The organism is Pseudomonas sp. GW456-12-10-14-LB2 (genome assembly GCF_002884345.1).
Classification (GTDB): domain Bacteria; phylum Pseudomonadota; class Gammaproteobacteria; order Pseudomonadales; family Pseudomonadaceae; genus Aquipseudomonas; species Aquipseudomonas paraglycinae.
Map to the genome: position 1 here is coordinate 37,475 of NZ_POHV01000015.1, position 17,064 is coordinate 54,538.

Consider the following 17,064-nt stretch of genomic DNA (forward strand, 5'->3'; position numbering starts at 1 on the left):
GAAACTGCAAAAGGCTGCGATCTTTTCGCGACGACCCGCATTGAAGGGGTCGCCTCAGGAATCAGGCCTGACGCTGGTGCTTGTCGATCTGCTCGTGACGCTCTTGAGCTTCGATGCAGTACTTGGTGGTCGGGCTGATCAGCAGGCGTTTCAGGCCGATCGGCTCGCCGCTGTCGTCGCACCAGCCGAAGCTGTCTTCCTTGATACGCTCAAGGGCCTGCTCGAGTTGCGGCAGCATGCGCTGGTCGCGATCGATCGCGTTTACCAGCCAGGTGCGCTCTTCTTCCACCGATGCGGCGTCCGCCGGGTCAGCCGGGGTGTCCAGGCTTTCGATGGCAATACGGTTCTGCTCAATGCGCTCATGGGTTTCGACTTTCATGTTCTGCAACAGCTCTTGAAAGAAAGCGTGTTGCTCGGCATTCATGTAGTCATCTGCCGGCATGGCCAGCAACTTGTCCTTTGTCATTGATATCTCTATAAAAAACGTGCATTAAGGCGAATTAGGGAGCGTTCCGGCGAACCGCCTGCGGTCATCGGAAAGGCATCGTTTATTGCAAACGCCACCCGGCACTCAATTTACGAAGGGGCGGCAGTCTAAGGCCCGTTTGAGGCCTCAGCAACTGTAAATACCGGGAATTTGTCCGACAAGGCCCGGAAACTGCTCTGACACAAGCTTCACAGCGCTCATCGGAGTGCGTTTATAGCAAGAAATTCAGTCGAGCGGCTGTATATAGAAGACAAACGTCGGACGAGCGGCGCTTTGTCGCAATTCGTTACGGTCGTTGACGGCGACAGCAGCCCTTTCCAAAGACTGACAAATCCCCCCAACCTCGGCTACGTTATGCCCTCCCCGGTTCGACTTGAAGGAACACGTCATGAAACTGATCGGCATGCTGGACTCCCCTTACGTGCGCCGCGTGGCGATCTCTGCCAAATGCCTGGGGGTCGAACTGGAACACGATCCGGTCTCGGTGTTCCGTCACTTCGAACGCTTCCAGCAGATCAACCCGGTGGTCAAGGCGCCAACCCTGGTGCTCGATGACGGCGAAGTGCTGATCGACTCGACCCTGATCCTCGACTACCTCGAAGCCCTGTCCGGCAAAACACTGCTCCCCGCCGAGCTGTCGCAACGGGTCAAAGCCCTGCGCCTGATCGGCCTGGGTCTTGCCGCCTGCGAAAAAGCCGTGCAACTCTACTACGAATGCAACCTGCGCCCGGCCGACATTCAATACCAGCCGTGGGTCGAACGCGTCGAAGGCCAACTCGCCGCCGCCTTCATCGCCCTCGAACACGAACTAGAAAAACACCCGCTGCCCACCGACGGCCCTCTCCAGCAGGACGGCATCACTCTCGCCGTCGCCTGGAGCTTCACCGGCCTCGTCGTCCCCGACCAGATCGACGCTCAACGTTTCCCGCGCATCGCCCAATACACCGCGTACGCCGAAAGCACCCAGGCGTTCATCGACACCCCGATGACCTGACCATGAGCGCCACCGAAACCGCCGCCCCGGCCCTCAAAGAAATCTTCAACGCCGAACGCCTGCAACACATCGCCACAGAAATGAGCGCCGTGTACCCGGCGTTCAAGGCCAAGGCGTTTCTCAAGCACGCCAACGACGGCCTCGCCGACCTCTCCGTCATGCAACGCATGGCCCGCGTCAGCGAAAGCCTGCACCACGTGCTACCGCTGGATTACGCAGATTCCCTCGCTGTCCTGCGCGAACTTGCCCCGCGACTGAACAGCGGCTTCGTCAGCATGTGCCTGCCGCACTACGTCGCGTGCTACGGCGCGCACGCGTTCGACACTTCCATGGAGGCCCTGAAATACTTCACCACCTTCGGCTCCTCTGAATTCGCCATCCGCCACTTCCTTCGCAGCGACCTTGAACGCTCGCTGGAACTGATGCACGACTGGACCCAAGACGAAAACCACCACGTCCGAAGACTCGCCAGCGAAGGCAGCCGCCCTCGCCTGCCGTGGTCGTTTCGGCTGGAACCGGTGCAGGCTGATCCACACTTGGCCGCCGGGATTCTTGACCGATTGAAAGCCGATGAAAGTTTGTACGTGCGCAAGTCCGTGGCGAATCATTTGAATGACGTGACCAAAGAGCATCCGGAGTGGGTGCTGGATACAGTTGAGGGGTGGTCGCTGGAGAACAAACACACGGCGTGGATTGCCAAACATGCGCTACGAAGTTTGATCAAACAGGGGAATTCTCGGGCGCTCACAGTTATCGGTGCGGGGGCGAAGGCTGAGGTTGAGTTGCTGGATGTGAAGGTGGAACCGGCGGTTGTGCGGCTTGGGGAGACGATTACTTTGTCGTTTACCGTTCGATCGTTGGTGCCAGTTGAACAGCGGTTGGTGATTGATTATGCGATTGACTATGTGAAGGCGAATGGCGGGACTTCGGCGAAGGTTTTCAAGTTGAAGACGTTGGAGCTGGCGGGGTATGGGAGTGAGGTTGTGGCGCGGCGACAGGTGATCAAGGATTTCACTACGCGCAAGCACTATGCGGGGGTACATACGGTGCATGTGGTAGTTAATGGGGAGCGGTTGGGGAGTACTGCCGTTGACATCATCACTTAATAAGCGTCAAAAATGGTCTGCTCATCGGATGACAACCGAAAGTAGCAGGTACGTTGGATCTTGAACCGAATGATGACCTCTCCAACTACTGAGCTCGCAAAGGAACGCACATGATCGATGGTCCCGCTGTTTTGACAGTTTTTTTGGTTTACCTGGCCGGTGTCGTTATTCCAGGACCCAATTTCGTTGCGGTAGTCCACAAAGCGGTCGCTGCGTCGCGGCCAGAAGCCTTGGCCTTGGTGGCAGGCATTGTATTGGTCAACTTACTCTGGGCCACCTGTGCAATAGCAGGTATCGGCGTTGTATTTGCTGCGTTTCCTTGGGCGGCGCTGATCGTAAAAGTTCTGGGGGCCGCCTATCTGATGTGGTTTGGACTCCGACTGTTGCTAAATGCCGGAAAGACCGCGCTTGCCCCCAATAATGATGCTGCCGTCGGAAACTTTCGGCAGTCGTTCATTCAGGGAGTCATCACGAACATCGGCAACCCAAAATCCATGGCCTTCTACGCCGCTATTTTCTCAGCGGCAGCCCCCGCCCACGTGTCAACAAGCACGTTTTTGTCGATGCTGGCAGTCGTAGTGGTGGTTTCAATGACTTGGTATGGAATGGTCGCAATCGCTCTTTCGCAACCTGACATCGCGTCAGCGTATCGAAGGAGGAAAAAAGCTATTGATCAATTATGCGGTGGTTTGATTTTGTCTCTGGGGATACGGCAGCTTGTTCAATAAGTCAGGGAGGAATGCGGGCAGATTTAAAAATGGGACGCATCTATTTATCAAAAGAGCCGCCCTATCTTTTCCGACTCGCCCCCGTTTCCCAAGAATTACCAACTGCCATACGGAATGCCGAATTTGTCGATATAACGCTTGGATTTTTCACTGACCGGATAGGCGTAACGTCCTTGGTTCTTACCCTGACTAGGCCCTAACGGCTCAATCTCTGCTTTCGCCCGAGCGACCTTGATCGCCTTATGACACGAGTCTTTAACCCAAGCCTGCACCACCCCGCCGGGCGCCAGCCCCAAGTAAACCGACGCCATAAACCGCGCCTCTCGTTCAGGTGTTTGCGGGCAACGTTTGCTGGTGGATTCCAACATCAATTGCCTGGCATGTTCTGGAATATCCACCCAGGCTTGCCAGGTTTTCTTTTCAACGATTGACTGCCATCGAACATATATCCGAACGGGAAGATCGGCACCCACTACTCGTTTCCCGCTGCCGTCCACTATTGACCAGCCGCGAGCCGACTCGGTGCCGTCCTCTGGCTCGCCACCGGCTGCGGAGCCACCATTGGCCTTGAAGTAGACCTTGCCGGTAACGTCCTGCACAGAACTGTCCTCCACCCAAACCTGCATGTAATCAGGTTCGATGAATGCCAATTCCCACCATTCGGATTTGGGGTCGTTTTTGCCTGATAGCGGGTCAGCAGACTGGCAGCCAGCCATGAACAACGCGCAAAACAGAGTGACGAGTAATTTCATTACCAGAGCGTCCAGTCAGGTACGTGAGGATGTTGTACGCGAATTGAGTCTGCGGTAGGAGCATTGATATAGACCGCGCTCATTCCGCTGCCATCTCTGCGGCCAAGGGGGTGGTTCCAGTTTGCGGACGTGTGAATGTACTTCAGTTTCAACAGCTTTTCTTCTTGCGGAGTAACGCTGTAGTCACCCGCCAAGAACCGATCACACAACGCTTGAAGCTCTGAAGGAACAGCCAATTCCGGTGTATCCGGAATGTCTTTAAAGCGAACGCCCTTCTCTTTCGCCAACTGGTGCATCAAGCGCAGGTACACCCGGGAGAGCATGCCACTCACCGGACGTTTTAGTTGGACGGCGGCGTACACCCGTTTTAGGCGCGGACTGAGCCGATCTTGTAACGCATTAGGCAAGGGCAACGCAGCTGGCGTGACAATCTCCAGCATTTCCGCAGGCCAACCTTTGGCAAGCAACTGATCCTTCACTATCTCTGCATCACGATAAATCGAGGTTGTCACAACATCAGTATTCTGCGACACGTCCAAGCTTTGCATGGGGCTGACGAGTACATTCTCTTGTGCTTCTTCGAGGTAACCACCACCAAGGTCGGAATGAACTCCCGGTAAAACGATTTCCAAATGATCGGGCTTGACGCGACTCAAAGCGAAATTCGCCCGGCATTCATCGCGGGCAGTCAGCTGGACGACATCAGAGAAATAGCGACGATCCAGGTACAACCTGATGCCAGTGGCAACAGGGCTTTTGATATTGCCCAGATTTGACCATCCGGCAATCGAGGGTACGGTGTCGAACAGACCAATGAAGCCCATGTTGATGCTGCTTTTGTATTGATCATTGAAAGTAGAACTAAATCCTCTCGCACTACTGCGCATCACATCCCCAAGAGGGCCCTGCTTTCCGCGTGCAATTTCATTGGCAAAATGCCGAGCGGCAGCAGCTCCACGGCTGAAACCGAACGTATCGAATGTCAGAGAAGTAATTTCGCTCTCAGGATGGCTAGCCAGTACCCCTTCAATACGCAGTTTGATCTCTGAAAACGAAAGCTGAACACGACCTGCAACCCCCGTCTCACCTCGACCAGTGCCGGCCCCAAGCGTGCTGTCCTCCATGCCTGAGCGAGTACCGATCCCCTCGACATACACCATGCGAAAGGCTTGCTTCTGCGAGCCGTCTCCTTCGGCTTTCTGAGGTGCGTAATACAAGTCACTCAGTTTCTGCACATTGCTGGTGTCGTTACCGTAGCTGCTGTCCGGATCTTTCATGAACGGCTTACAACTGGCATCAATATCTTGAGCCGCAATCGGATGATGAGCACCACACAGAAGCCCGGCCGCAGCATTATTGGCATTATTCCCCGTACCATCGAAGAACACTCCGATCCGCAGGGCTATGCCAATTTTTTCACGTGCAGATGCCGGTTCCTTCCCGTGTTTCTCATACTCAGCCCAACGCTGGGCATGAATATCGACGGGGTCGGTTCCTTTGTTGCGATAGTTTTTAGGCGGGTTGGGGATGTAGCCACTCAATCCTTGATTCCTTCTTCTGATCCTTGAAGAACGGGCCGAAGGGTGACAGCGGAAATCGGGGGGCGCAAGGCGTGGCCGCATGCCAGCACCTGGCCCTCTTACTCCTTGCCTGCAATGGTGGCGCCGAGCCACGAATGATATGGTTCAGCCTCAAAACCAGGGACGACACCTCGTGCACAAACAATGTCTGGCAGCAGCAGTAACCTTCGCCATCAGTTTTTCCGCCCTTGCCTCTCCTGTGCCGCAGGAAGAGCTCGAAGAATGCCAACGAATAGAAAACTCGGCCAAACAGGTCATGAAAACCAGGCAGCAAGGCGTGCCCATGGCTTCGGTGATGGAACTGGCCGAAGCGGCAGGTAAGCAGAACGAGTATGTGGGTGAGGTGTTCAAGTCGTTGATTCGCGAGGCGTACGAGATTCCTCAATACTCAAGCGAGAGTTTGCAACAGAAAGCGATCAGCGATTTCCATTCCAATTTCTACAAGGCTTGCATCGTGACGGCGGAAAAGAGAGCAAACGCCAACGGTTGAGCTTAACGAACAAAAAAGGGAGCAGATTCAGGTAGTGAATCTGCTCCCTTTTTCTGAAGGGCTCCTGTTTCAGTTTTCGGGCCAAAGCGCCCCATCACCTTCACCAGCACTAAAAGCTGCCCCCTCAATGTGATAAACCTGCGGCTCCTCCGAAAAATATCCCTCCAGCCCCAACATAAAGACCCTGTGATCCTTTCCCGCCTCAAACTCCGTATGAGCCTCAAGCGACTCCCACCGCACGATCAAATTGAACCGCTCCGGCGTTTCAATCCCCTGCGCAAGCATGTGCCCGCCATACCCATTCGCGCGGCGGAGCAAAGGCGCAACCTCGGCAAATGCACGCCGGAACTGATCAACACGTTCTGCGTGAACAGGCAGCAAAGCGATCTCATAAATCATGACGCATCCCCCACGGAACCCGCCCGAAGCGACGGCTCAACCGCAATCGCAATCTTCCCTTGAAGACCGTTGTTGGGACTTTCCAGCCGAGCATGGGCAAGCGGAATCTCCGCAAGCGAATACACCGCGCCAACATGTGGTCGCAGTTGACCGCGCTCCACCAGGGCACTCAATTCATCGAGCTTGCCGCGGTTCTGGCGGGTGAACACGAAGTGATAGCTCGCGTTCTTGCCCCAGGCTTGGACGAGGTTTTGTGGCCGGGCGATGTCGACGATCGAGACCACGCGGCCAAGTTGTGCGAGGGCGTCGGGGCTGCGCGACAGGGTGTCGCCGCCGATGGTGTCGAATACCACGTCCACTCCGAGGCCATTGGTTTCTCGCAGGATGGCGTCGACGTAGTCGCCCTTTTCGTAGTCGATGATCACATCGGCGCCCATACGGCGGACGAACTCGGCGTTTGCTTCGCGCGCGGTGGTGAACACTTTGGCGCCCATCGCTTTGGCGAGCTGGATGGCGACGTGTCCGACGCCTCCCGCGCCGCCGTGGATCAAGATGCTCTCCCCCACTCTCAGCGCCGCCCTCACGATCAAGGCTTCCCATGCTGTCCCGCCCACCAGGCTCAGGCTGGCCGCTTCGAGATGGCTCAGCGAAGAAGGCTTTTTGCCGATGATGCTGGCGGACGCTACGTGATACTCGGCATAGCTGCCGGGGCCGTCGAAGATTTGCGGCGTGTACCAGACTTCGTCGCCCGGCGCGAAAGCCGTCACGCCGGGGCCAACCGCCTCGACTACGCCGGAGACGTCATGTCCGGTGATGGCTGGCAGTTGCACCAGATCCTGATAGTCGCCGCGTCGGACTTGATAATCCAATGGATTGATCGAGGTGGCGTGTACCCGGACCAGCACTTGCCCCGCTTTCGGCACGGGCTTGGGTACGTCGCAAAGTGTGAACGATTCCGGGTTGCCAAATGATTCAAGCAGCATCGCTTTCATGTTGAATCCTCGTATCGATAATAAGGGATATCGAGATATCTCGATATCATGCGGTAAATTTTTTTACAGCTCTTTCCCTATGACCTCGGCCAAGGCGCTGATGTTGGCTTCATTGCGCTTGTAGTAGGTCCACTGACCGATGCGCCTGACTTCAACCAGGCCCACACGCTGCAGCGTTGCAAGATAACCGGACACCGTTGACTGCGAGAGTCCGATGCCCTCTTGAATACTGCTCACACACACGCCCACCGTGTGAACGTCGCCCTCGTCCTGCGGAGGGAAGTTCTTTACGGGGTCTTTCAAGCCTTTCAGGATTTCAAGCCGTACCGGGTTTGAGAGTGCTTTGAATACTTCGATCAGGTCCATGCGGCGAGAATATCGAGATTGTTCGATATGTCAATACGCTGATTGACCAACGGAAAGCATCTCGCCTGCCGAGAGCCCGGCAACGCTCGTCAAACCGCCAGAACGCAGCAAGGTACCTGGTAAAGAATGTGCTCGGTGGTACTGCCCAACCATTTGCTCAAGCCCCGGTTGCGAACTCTTCCCATCACGATGACATCGACATGCTGTTCGTCGGCGAACTCGCTCAGTACGCTAACTGGCCGGCCTTCAACGAAGTGCCGCTGACTGGAGGCCACACCGAACTGCCCGGCCAGTCGAAGAAACGATTTTTGCAGGTCCTCGCGCAGTGACCGAGTCAGCTCGGCCAAGGGCGATCCTCCCATGTCCGCCAGGTACGCGGCGGAAATATCGCAGGCATAGAGCAAGTGCAACTCGGCGTCGCACTGAATGGCCAAGGCACTGGCCTGCCGGATGATCTGCTCGTTCAACGAGTTGTCGGCGGACTCGATATCCGACACCTCGACCGCCGCCAGCACTTTACGAGGCAATACATAGCCGCTTCCGCCCACCAGATACACAGGGACTGGACAATCGCGCAGCAATTGCCAGTCCAGCGGCGTGTAAAACGCGCGCCTGAGGGTCGACACCTGTTCGATTTCCTTGATCAGCAGATCGGGCCCATACGCTTTGACGTGATCAAGGATGCGCTGCTCCACATCAGCGGCCCAGTCCACTTCGGTGGTCACCTCGATCCGCCTGCCGCGCAGATTGACCGCCCGGGCTTCCAGCGTCTGCCGGTGTTCCTCAAGAAATGCTTCGCGTGCCTGTGACCGGTTGCCTGTTTCCAGCAGCGACAAACCGTCGAGCGAGGGAATCAGCGCCAATATGTGCAAGCGCGCGCCACTGGCCTTGGCCAGCGCCGCGGCATGGTTGATCGCAGCGGACTCGCGCAGGAGCGGATTGATGATCAGCAACAACCGTTGATACTGGCTCATAGAGACCTCTCGTCAGATCCAGGACCTTGCACTTCGGTTCGAACGACCGGCCCTACCGCCAGGATGCTGCCGGGTACCGAATACAGCGCCCGCTCGGTATTGCTACCCATCAACCGGTCAATACCTGCGCGGTGCACCGTGCCCATCACGACCACATCCGCCAGGTATTGCTCGACAAACTCGCTGATGACTGGCACTGGCAACCCCATCACAAAATGGCGTCGCTCGGGCGGGATCCCGTAGCGATCGGCGAGGTTGATGAAAGCCTGGTGCAGGGACTGCCGCAGCTCCTCGACAAAATCCACTCCCCATCCGGCACCGACCAGCGGCGCGTCGCCATTGAAGGCCGGTGACAGGTCATAGGCGTAGAGCAGGTGCATGGGCGCGTCACATTGCGTGGCCAGCGCGTTGGCAGTCTGAATGATGGTGTCATTCAGACCGCTGATCTGGGTCTCGGGATCGAACGGATCCACGGCCGCCACGATCCGATGCGGCAGGCTGTAACGGACCTCGTTGACCAGATGCACGGGCACCGGACATTCGCGCAGCAAATGGCAATCCAGCGGCGTTATGAAAACCCGCTTCAGGAGGGGTTCGAGCATCACATCCTTGATCAGCAAATCAGGTTTGAGGTCTGCGACAGCCCGCAGGATATCCAGCAGCGCGTGGGTGGTGAACACCACGTTCACCGTCACCTTCAGTCCCTGTTCCGAGAGTAGCTCAAGCTGATCGGCTACCCAGCGACGGTGGTGGCGCAGATAGCGCTGATAGCCGACCTCATCGATTTTGTCCTCCCACAGGCGAACCACGGGTGCCGGTTCAGCGAAGACCCGAACGTCCAGCGCCGCCCCGCTCGCCTTGGCCAGCGCCACCGCGCGCAGCATGGCGGGCGTCTGATGCAGGGTCTGGTCGGCGACCAGCAGCAAACGTTGATATTGCCCCATCACACACCTCCGCAAGACAACCGCAGGCTTTGAGACTGAGCCTGCGCGACTGGCGCGCAGTTGATTTACATCAACTTCGGACCATTCAACATCGCCGGTCTCTGACCCAGATCAGATTCCTGCCCATTGAGCGGCGTAGAAAGAAAGCGACTGCAGGGCGCTGTGTCCCGCACCCGTCTTTAAAACCGCAAGGAGGGTCTCCTCATGCTCACCGTCAAAGACCACAACGAACGAGCCGCCAATGCCTATGCCTCGATCGCCGGGCAACACTGGATCGAAGCACTCAGGGACGGTCGCCATGTGCTGATCCGGCCCCTTTCGGAAAAGGATCGGGAACGCGAATATGCGTTCATCAAACGCTTGTCTCCGGAGTCGCGACACATGCGCTTTCTGGCGCAGATCAACGAACCGTCGGGCACGATGCTGGATCAATTGATGGACACCGATAATCGCCTGCGCCTGGCCTACGTCGCGCTGGTGCACGACAACGGCCAATTGATCGAGATCGGCGTAAGCCGCTATGCCGCCACGGGTGAACACGAGTGCGAATGCGCCGTTACCGTCGCCGATGAATGGACGCACCTGGGACTGGGGACACTGTTGATGGAGCACCTGATCTCGGCGGCACGCAAGAATGGAATGCATCGAATGTATTCGGTTGATGCTGCCAGCAATGCCCCGATGCGTGACCTGGCCCGGACGCTGGGGTTTGAACGGCACAATGACCCTGACGATCCCCGCCAGGTCATTCACAGCCTGTACTTGTAGCCTCTGCCGCCGGCGAACGTCCGTACGGGCGATCGCCGGTGCTCCGACGCTAGAGTCCCCTGCCCGGCTTGATCGCCAACACACTGCACGGTGCCCGGTGCAAGAGTTGTTCGGCGGTGGTGCCCAGCAGTTTGGTCAGACCCAGGTGCTGCACCGTACCCGCCACGATCATGTCGACGTTTTGCTCTTCGACGAATCGGCAAATGGCCGGCACCGGCGCACCTTCGATGAAATGACGACACTCCTTCGACACGCCATGACGCTCGGCCATCGCGGCAAACGCCTCATGCTGCGCCGTGCCCAGTGCCTCGTAGATACCGGTGGCCAGTGGCAACGCGCCGACCCCGAAGTCTTGCGCATAGGCGGCGGTCCAATCGTAAACGTGCAACAACTGCAGCCGGGCATTGCACACCTCGGCCAGCTTCGATGCGGCATCGATAATCTGGTCGTTGAACACCAGATCCTGATCTTCGCTGCGCAGCACGTCGATGATCGCCAGAACATGACGGGGGCGAGGGTTCAAGGCGTTGGTCACGAGGTGTACCGGGATCGGGCAATCGCGCAGCAGTTGCCAGTCCAGCGGAGTAAAGAACACCCGTTTCAAGGCCGACTCTTCATGAGCATCCTTGATGATCACCACCAACGGTATCTCATTGATGAATTGCAGAATCTCCGCGTAAGGGTCCTGGACCCAGACCACTTCGCTCGTGACAACGATCCCGTGTCCACACATCCGGGTCGCCTGTTCTTCAAGCCAGTGGCGATGCTTCTCCAGGTAGGCTTCACGGGCCACGGCCACCTGTTCGGGGGCAAACAGCCCGGCCACTGCCAGCGCCTGTAAATAATCGAATGCCACGATATGCAGCGGTCTTTGCAGCGCCTGCGCCAATGCCAAGGCACGATCGAATGCCGGCGTGTGGTACATGGTGGGCGGAGCGATCAGCAGCAGGCGGGGTTCCTGTGACATGGTGCACCTCGGCATTGAGCGATGGCAGGGAATGAGTCTCAGGCTGCCCCTTTTACCGACCACCACTTTGATTTTTGTCAGTGTCCAGTCAAATCGTCGCTCGATCCACCAGCAGACCGGCCCACATCGCGGCGGTCAGCAGAATCTGACCGGGTATGACATACGCGGCGAAGCGTCGTCCGCCACTGATCCAGGCCACCAGGCACTTGCTCAACGCGTTACTGCTGACCGCCAGCAACACGGGTGGCGCAATGGCGCTGTAAGCCAACAGGCCACCCTTGGCGAGGGTGGCGATTGAAGCCGTGGAAGAATGGGCATCGGCGAATCCGCTTAGCACGGCAGTCAGCATCACGCCCGCCTCGCCAAAGTGATCGAGCATCAACGAAGACAAAAACGTCACGCCGGCCATGGTCAACGTGACCGCCAGCGCGAGCTTGAGATTGAACGCCCCGCCGACCTTGATCGGTTGGTTCGCAGCGACCGCAGGCCTGGGGAACAGCAGGCCCAGGCTGAACAGCAGCGTTACGCCAAATCCGGCCAGCAACGGCCCCCACAGGTACGGCAACAGCGCGGTGTCGACCGCGCCGACGATCAGCGCGACCTGCGCCGCGTGGCCAGGTTCGACAGCAGGGCCGCCGCACACAGTACCTTGAGGTGCTCCGGGTCTTTGCGGGCGATATGCCCCATCGCCGCAATCGTCATGGTGCTGGAGGCGAAACCGGACGCGATGGCGCTGACCGCGTAGCCGTAGCGCACACCCAGCGTGCGCATGGCGATATGCCCGATGGCGCCGACGCCCATCAGCAACACGGTCAATGTACAAAGGGTGCGCAGGTTGAGTGCCGAGTAGGGACCGATGAACCGGTCAGGCGTCAGCGGCAACACCACCAATGCTGCGATCAGCAGCACCAACCCATCGCGCATCTCCGCTTCGCTCAACTGGCTGCGGGCGAAGTGATGGAGTTTCTGCCGGTAAGCCAGCAGCCCCGCCATGACCACGCCAATGGCGATTGCCAGTTCCGGCGCTGTGCCGCATAGCGCGCCCAGTACCAGCACCGTGAGCAAGGCCACTTCGCTGGTCAGCCCCGGATCAGTGCTCAGGCTGCGCCAGTAAGCCACGCTGATCAGCAGCGCCAGACAGCCGCCCACAATACCCAACAGCAGTGCGCCGCCCACTTGCATCGCGACGTAACCCAGCAGCGCCGTGATCGCGAACGTGCGCAACCCGGCACAGGCACGGCTGTCGCCGCGCCCTTTATGCCGCTCGCGCTCCAGACCGACCAGCATGCCGATACCCAGCGCTGCGGCGGCCCCCGCCAGACCCAGTGCGTCGTTCATAGCGCGACGGGGTCACCGGCGCGCGTGACCCTGGGTCGTGCAACCGGCGCTGTATCGACAATCGTTGGCCACACATGAGGCGCATCGATCCGTGCCTTGAGCTGATCGACAAAAGATTGCGCAGCGACCTTGCTGTCAAACCTGACCACGAATGCATCCATTCGCACGATCCATTGATCGTCGCTCGGTCCACTGATTTCAATGTTCATCATCACCTCCAATCGCCGAAAGCAATCCGTCATGCAGTCACCGTTACGTCCTTCGAAGCAGTGTCGTGAGCTCGCCATGAATAGGCTGTCGCCGATGCTATTGCGCCTCAGCGTCAGGCTGAACATCGCAGTCATGTACCGGGGTGGGCGCTGAACCAGACTGCGCCGGGCTACGTGTCCGACACTTGATAATGATCAACAATCCACGCCGCAAACGGTCAGGGTAATCCCTGTGTCAGCGCTCACATCGTGGCGGCGCCCAGGCAAAAACACGGTGTTTGTTCTTTCTGATCTAGATCAAACGGCGTCTGAGTGTTCCCGCAGAAATTAGAGTCAGCATTCACGCCAACGCATTCGGTGAGTGCATACCACCTCGTTTCCCGGAGGCTCCCATGGCTACGCACCTGCAAGGCACGCATTCAACTGTTCCTCCCACCGGTCAACCGATGACGGGCCGTTTGCAAAAGGTCGAGAGCAAACGGCTGTCCCTGAGCCTGCTGATTGCGCTGGTGGTCGGCTCGATGATCGGCAGCGGCATTTTCAGCCTGCCGCAGAACATGGCGGCCAGTGCGGGCGCCGGGGCGATTCTGATTGGCTGGTTGATCACCGGTGTCGGCATGCTCTCGCTGGCATTGGTTTACCAGACACTGTCCAACCGTCAACCGGCGCTGGATAACGGCGTATTTGCCTACGCCCGGGCATTGGGCGGCGAATACCTCGGGTTCAATTCGGCCTGGGGCTACTGGATCAGCGCATGGATCGGCAACGTCAGCTACCTGGTGATTCTGTTTGCCGCGTTAAGTTACTTCTTTCCACTGTTCGGCGAAGGCAACAACACGGCGGCGATTGTCGGGGCGTCTGTGGTGTTGTGGTCGCTGCACTGGATGATCCTCAGCGGGATGCGCACGGCAGCACGCGCCAACGCGCTGACTACCGTGGCCAAAATCGTGCCGTTGCTGTTGTTTATCGGCCTGGTGATCGCGGCATTTCAACGTCAAACCTTCAGCGTCGACTTCTGGGGTTCGCCGGCGCTGGGCAGCACCCTTGACCAGGTCAAAAGCACAATGCTGGTGACGGTCTGGGTATTCATCGGCATCGAAGGCGCCAACGTGTTTTCCGCCCGGGCGGCAGAAAGGGCCAATGTCGGACGCGCCACGGTTATTGGTTTTGTCATCACCCTGTTGCTGCTGATTGCTGTGTCTCTGTTGTCGCTGGGCATTCTCAGGCAACCGGATCTGGCAGCCCTGAAAAATCCATCCATGGCCGGTGTGCTTGAAGCTGCGACAGGACCTTGGGGAGCCGTTCTGATCAGCATCGGCTTGATCATCTCGGTGGGCGGAGCCCTGCTCGCCTGGACACTGCTGGCGGCGGAATCGGTATTCACGCCAGCCAGGGAAAACGTCATGCCGGGCGCACTGGCCGAGGAAAACAGCCGTGGCGTGCCGAGTCACGCCCTGTGGATCACCAATGGCTGCATTCAACTGTTTCTGTTGCTGACTTTGTATTCAAGCGCCAGCTACCTGGCACTGATTTCCCTGGCCACATCGATGATTCTGCTGCCGTACCTGTTCAGCGGCCTTTATGCGCTGAAGCTGGCCTGGCAAGGGCAGACCTACGAGGGACATCTGGGCCTGCAAATACGCGACGTGGCCATTGCCCTGATCGCCACCCTGTACTGCGTGTGGCTGCTGTACGCCGCCGGGCCGAAATACATGCTGCTCAGCGCTTTGCTCTATGCCCAAGGCTCATTGATTTACCTGGCCAGCATGAAATCGCGCCAGGGACAACCGCTCAACGGCCCCGAAACGGGACTGCTGATCATCATCTGGACGGCGGCGGCCTTCGCCGGCTGGATGCTGTGGACCGGGGCACTGACGCTTTGAGGCCAGTGCCCGCGCCGTATTTTTTTTCCAGGGTGGACTCGCGTACAGGACATTTGCAGCCTGCCCTTCATCTGAGAGGAGTCGTCAAAATGAGCAATTCCGTGAAAAAAATGCCGATCCATCCCGAGGACAAATCGAGCCAGCTGCCCCTGCCATCAGACCCGTGGCGCCCTCTGGAAAAACTCCGGCAACAGGTTGATCGCCTGTTCGAAGATTTCAATCGCGGTTCGGCGCTGTCGCCGTTCAGCCGTGGACTGTTCGATGTCGAACCCTTCTGGCGGCGCGAACTGAGCAGCCACGGCCTGCCTGCCGTGGACATCACCGAAAAGGACAAGAGTTTCGAGATCACGGCCGAGTTGCCCGGCATGGATCAAAAGAACATCGAGCTCAAGCTGTCCAACGGCAACCTGATCATCAAGGGGGAGAAGAAAGAGGACAAGGAGGAAAAAAGGAAGGGCTATCACCTCAGCGAGCGTCACTACGGCTCCTTCGAGCGAGTATTCAATCTGCCCAAGGGCGTTGATGCCGAGAAGATCGAAGCCAGCTTCAGCAAAGGTGTGCTGAACATTTCCCTGCCGAAAAAGCCCGAAGCCATGAAGGCGGACAAGGTCGTGCCGATCAAGGCCGACTGACCGCCTGACAGCCTCCGCCCGATAACGGCGGGGGCTTTTTCATCAGAGTCGCGAATGCTCTGGGGCATCGGTTTCGCCTAAATCCACGCTGTCACGATACTCCGGCACCGACACCGACCATCCCAGTTCCAGGCTGATGCGGCGGCGCAGCGTGTCGGATGCGTTTGGCTCGCCGTGCACCACGAAGGTGTGTTTCGGCGGCCGCTTGAATCCACGCAACCACTGCATGATTTCGTCGGCGTCGGCATGCGCCGACAGGGTTTGCATGGGTACCACCTCAGCGTTGATGGGTACGTCCCTGCCATGGATGCGTACGCTGGGAGCGCCCGCGACAATCTGCGCCCCACGGGTGCCACCGGCCTGAAAGCCCGGCATCAACAATGTGTTGAGCGGGTTGGGAGCCAACGCCTTGAGATGATGGACGACCCGCCCTCCCGTCGCCATGCCGCTGGCAGCAATGATCACTGCCGGCGTGCGCAGTTGATCAAGCTCTCTCGAGTCCTGGACCGTCCGGACAAACTGCGCGACATGGCACATGCCGTCGCAGTCCTGCGCAGACAATTTGTGCTCGCTGCGAAATCGCTGATACAGGCCCGTGACGTCAGTAGCCATGGGACTGTTCAGGTAGACAGGAAGATCGGGAATCGCTTTTGTGCGTTTCAATTGATACAGGTGATACATCAGCAATTGGGCACGTCCGACTGCGAACGATGGCACCAGCGTGATGCCTCGGCGCAACGCAGTACGGTTGATGACCTCGGCCAACTGTTGATGCGGCGATTCGGCTGGATGCCTGCGGTCGCCGTACGTTGACTCCACCAGCAGAAAGTCCGCTTGCTCGACGATTTCCGGGGCGAGCATCAAGGGATCATCCGGTCGGCCAAGATCCCCTGAAAACACCAGGGACCGTCCGTCGGCAACCACCGTGACCGTCGCTGCGCCCAGGATATGCCCGGCGCAGCGTAGCTCGATGGTCATGCCGGGGATGATTTGAACCTTGTGACGCAACTCCACCGGCCGTAACAGTTTCAATGCTTGTGCCGCATCTTGCTCGGTGTAAAGCGGCTGCGCCGGGTTATGCTTCGAGAAGCCATGCCGATTGGCGAACTCAGCCTCTTCTTCCTGCAATCGGCCACTGTCCAGCAACAGGATCTTTACCAGTTCACAGGTCGCTGGCGTGGCGTAGACCGGGCCGCGATAACCATTGCGTACCAGTACCGGCAGATAGCCGCTGTGATCAAGATGGGCATGGGTCAGTACAATCGCGTCAAGACCGCCGAGAGGGAGCGGGAACGGGTCGCGGTTGTGCAATCGCAGTTGCTTGTAGCCCTGGAACAGGCCGCAATCGATCAGTACATGTTGATCATGATGTCCCAGCAAATACTTGCTGCCCGTCACCGTGCCCGCAGCACCCAGAAATGTGATTCGCATGGCCGTTTCCTTGAACGCTCAGAG

At 58.2% G+C, this 17,064-nt stretch carries 18 protein-coding genes and 1 pseudogene; 7 read left to right on the forward strand and 12 right to left on the reverse strand.

Annotation, left to right across the window (positions count from 1 at the left end):
* Window positions 1-61: 61 nt before the first annotated feature.
* Window positions 62-466, reverse strand: a complete 405-nt coding sequence (locus C1X29_RS12655) for a TraR/DksA C4-type zinc finger protein (protein ID WP_039767046.1) — start codon at window positions 464-466, stop codon at window positions 62-64.
* A gap of 409 nt (window positions 467-875) precedes the next feature.
* On the opposite strand from C1X29_RS12655, the gene C1X29_RS12660 reads away from it, so the two are divergent.
* The 3 genes from C1X29_RS12660 (at window position 876) to C1X29_RS12670 (ending at window position 3,315) form a co-directional block, all read left to right on the forward strand.
* The gene (locus C1X29_RS12660; protein ID WP_102717572.1) at window positions 876-1,481 is read left to right on the forward strand and encodes a glutathione S-transferase; all 606 of its coding nucleotides are present in this window, start codon (window positions 876-878) and stop codon (window positions 1,479-1,481) included.
* 2 nt (window positions 1,482-1,483) lie between these two features.
* A complete protein-coding gene (locus C1X29_RS12665) occupies window positions 1,484-2,587 on the forward strand; it encodes a DNA alkylation repair protein (protein WP_102717573.1) in 1,104 nt (367 codons plus the stop codon).
* Window positions 2,588-2,697: 110 nt separating this feature from the next.
* Window positions 2,698-3,315 (forward strand): LysE family translocator, encoded by a 618-nt coding sequence (locus tag C1X29_RS12670; protein ID WP_085746164.1) that lies wholly within the window; start codon window positions 2,698-2,700, stop codon window positions 3,313-3,315.
* A 95-nt stretch (window positions 3,316-3,410) separates the two neighbouring features.
* On the opposite strand, the gene C1X29_RS12675 is transcribed toward C1X29_RS12670, so the two are convergent.
* The gene (locus tag C1X29_RS12675; RefSeq protein ID WP_102687066.1) at window positions 3,411-4,067 is read right to left on the reverse strand and encodes a DUF2931 family protein; all 657 of its coding nucleotides are present in this window, start codon (window positions 4,065-4,067) and stop codon (window positions 3,411-3,413) included.
* Entirely contained in the window at window positions 4,067-5,608 is a 1,542-nt protein-coding gene (locus tag C1X29_RS12680) for a DUF2235 domain-containing protein (protein WP_102687065.1), read from the reverse strand. Before C1X29_RS12680 ends, C1X29_RS12675 begins: the two co-directional genes overlap by 1 nt.
* 172 nt (window positions 5,609-5,780) lie before the next feature.
* Between C1X29_RS12680 and C1X29_RS12685 the strand changes: the two genes are divergently transcribed.
* Window positions 5,781-6,137, forward strand: coding sequence for a hypothetical protein (locus tag C1X29_RS12685; protein ID WP_102687103.1), 357 nt, complete (start codon window positions 5,781-5,783; stop codon window positions 6,135-6,137).
* Between the two features lie 69 nt (window positions 6,138-6,206).
* Here the strand turns inward: C1X29_RS12685 and C1X29_RS12690 are convergent, their stop codons facing one another.
* From C1X29_RS12690 to C1X29_RS12710, 5 genes are all read right to left on the reverse strand, one after another.
* Window positions 6,207-6,536 carry an antibiotic biosynthesis monooxygenase gene (locus C1X29_RS12690; RefSeq protein ID WP_102717574.1) on the reverse strand — a complete coding sequence of 110 codons (330 nt, stop codon included), beginning with the start codon at window positions 6,534-6,536 and terminating at the stop codon, window positions 6,207-6,209.
* Entirely contained in the window at window positions 6,533-7,528 is a 996-nt protein-coding gene (locus C1X29_RS12695; RefSeq protein WP_102717575.1) for a zinc-dependent alcohol dehydrogenase family protein, read from the reverse strand. The genes C1X29_RS12690 and C1X29_RS12695 overlap by 4 nt, the downstream gene beginning before the upstream one ends.
* A gap of 63 nt (window positions 7,529-7,591) precedes the next feature.
* On the reverse strand, window positions 7,592-7,894 hold the full coding sequence (locus tag C1X29_RS12700; protein WP_007950555.1) for a helix-turn-helix transcriptional regulator: 303 nt from the start codon (window positions 7,892-7,894) through the stop codon (window positions 7,592-7,594).
* A gap of 89 nt (window positions 7,895-7,983) precedes the next feature.
* Window positions 7,984-8,868: a universal stress protein gene (locus tag C1X29_RS12705; RefSeq protein WP_102717576.1), complete on the reverse strand. Its 885-nt coding sequence runs from the start codon at window positions 8,866-8,868 to the stop codon at window positions 7,984-7,986.
* The gene (locus tag C1X29_RS12710; protein WP_102687061.1) at window positions 8,865-9,812 is read right to left on the reverse strand and encodes a universal stress protein; all 948 of its coding nucleotides are present in this window, start codon (window positions 9,810-9,812) and stop codon (window positions 8,865-8,867) included. Before C1X29_RS12710 ends, C1X29_RS12705 begins: the two co-directional genes overlap by 4 nt.
* Window positions 9,813-10,016: 204 nt before the next feature.
* Between C1X29_RS12710 and C1X29_RS12715 the strand changes: the two genes are divergently transcribed.
* On the forward strand, window positions 10,017-10,580 hold the full coding sequence (locus tag C1X29_RS12715; RefSeq protein WP_085746153.1) for a GNAT family N-acetyltransferase: 564 nt from the start codon (window positions 10,017-10,019) through the stop codon (window positions 10,578-10,580).
* A 49-nt stretch (window positions 10,581-10,629) separates the two neighbouring features.
* Here C1X29_RS12715 and C1X29_RS12720 read toward each other — a convergent pair whose 3' ends face one another.
* From C1X29_RS12720 to C1X29_RS12730, 3 genes and pseudogenes are all read right to left on the reverse strand, one after another.
* Window positions 10,630-11,547, reverse strand: coding sequence for a universal stress protein (locus tag C1X29_RS12720; RefSeq protein ID WP_102717577.1), 918 nt, complete (start codon window positions 11,545-11,547; stop codon window positions 10,630-10,632).
* A gap of 88 nt (window positions 11,548-11,635) precedes the next feature.
* Window positions 11,636-12,885: pseudogene (locus C1X29_RS12725) on the reverse strand (MgtC/SapB family protein).
* Complete coding sequence (locus tag C1X29_RS12730) at window positions 12,882-13,094, reverse strand: hypothetical protein (protein ID WP_085746271.1); 213 nt, start codon at window positions 13,092-13,094, stop codon at window positions 12,882-12,884. The pseudogene C1X29_RS12725 and the gene C1X29_RS12730 overlap by 4 nt, the downstream one beginning before the upstream one ends.
* A 392-nt stretch (window positions 13,095-13,486) precedes the next feature.
* Here C1X29_RS12730 and arcD point away from each other — a divergent pair, with 392 nt between their 5' ends.
* Complete coding sequence (arcD, locus tag C1X29_RS12735) at window positions 13,487-14,977, forward strand: arginine-ornithine antiporter (protein ID WP_102717578.1); 1,491 nt, start codon at window positions 13,487-13,489, stop codon at window positions 14,975-14,977.
* An 89-nt stretch (window positions 14,978-15,066) separates the two neighbouring features.
* On the forward strand, window positions 15,067-15,609 hold the full coding sequence (locus tag C1X29_RS12740) for an Hsp20/alpha crystallin family protein (protein ID WP_085746149.1): 543 nt from the start codon (window positions 15,067-15,069) through the stop codon (window positions 15,607-15,609).
* A 42-nt stretch (window positions 15,610-15,651) separates the two neighbouring features.
* Here C1X29_RS12740 and C1X29_RS12745 read toward each other — a convergent pair whose 3' ends face one another.
* The gene (locus tag C1X29_RS12745; protein WP_102717579.1) at window positions 15,652-17,040 is read right to left on the reverse strand and encodes an MBL fold metallo-hydrolase RNA specificity domain-containing protein; all 1,389 of its coding nucleotides are present in this window, start codon (window positions 17,038-17,040) and stop codon (window positions 15,652-15,654) included.
* Between the last annotated feature and the right edge of the window lie 24 nt (window positions 17,041-17,064).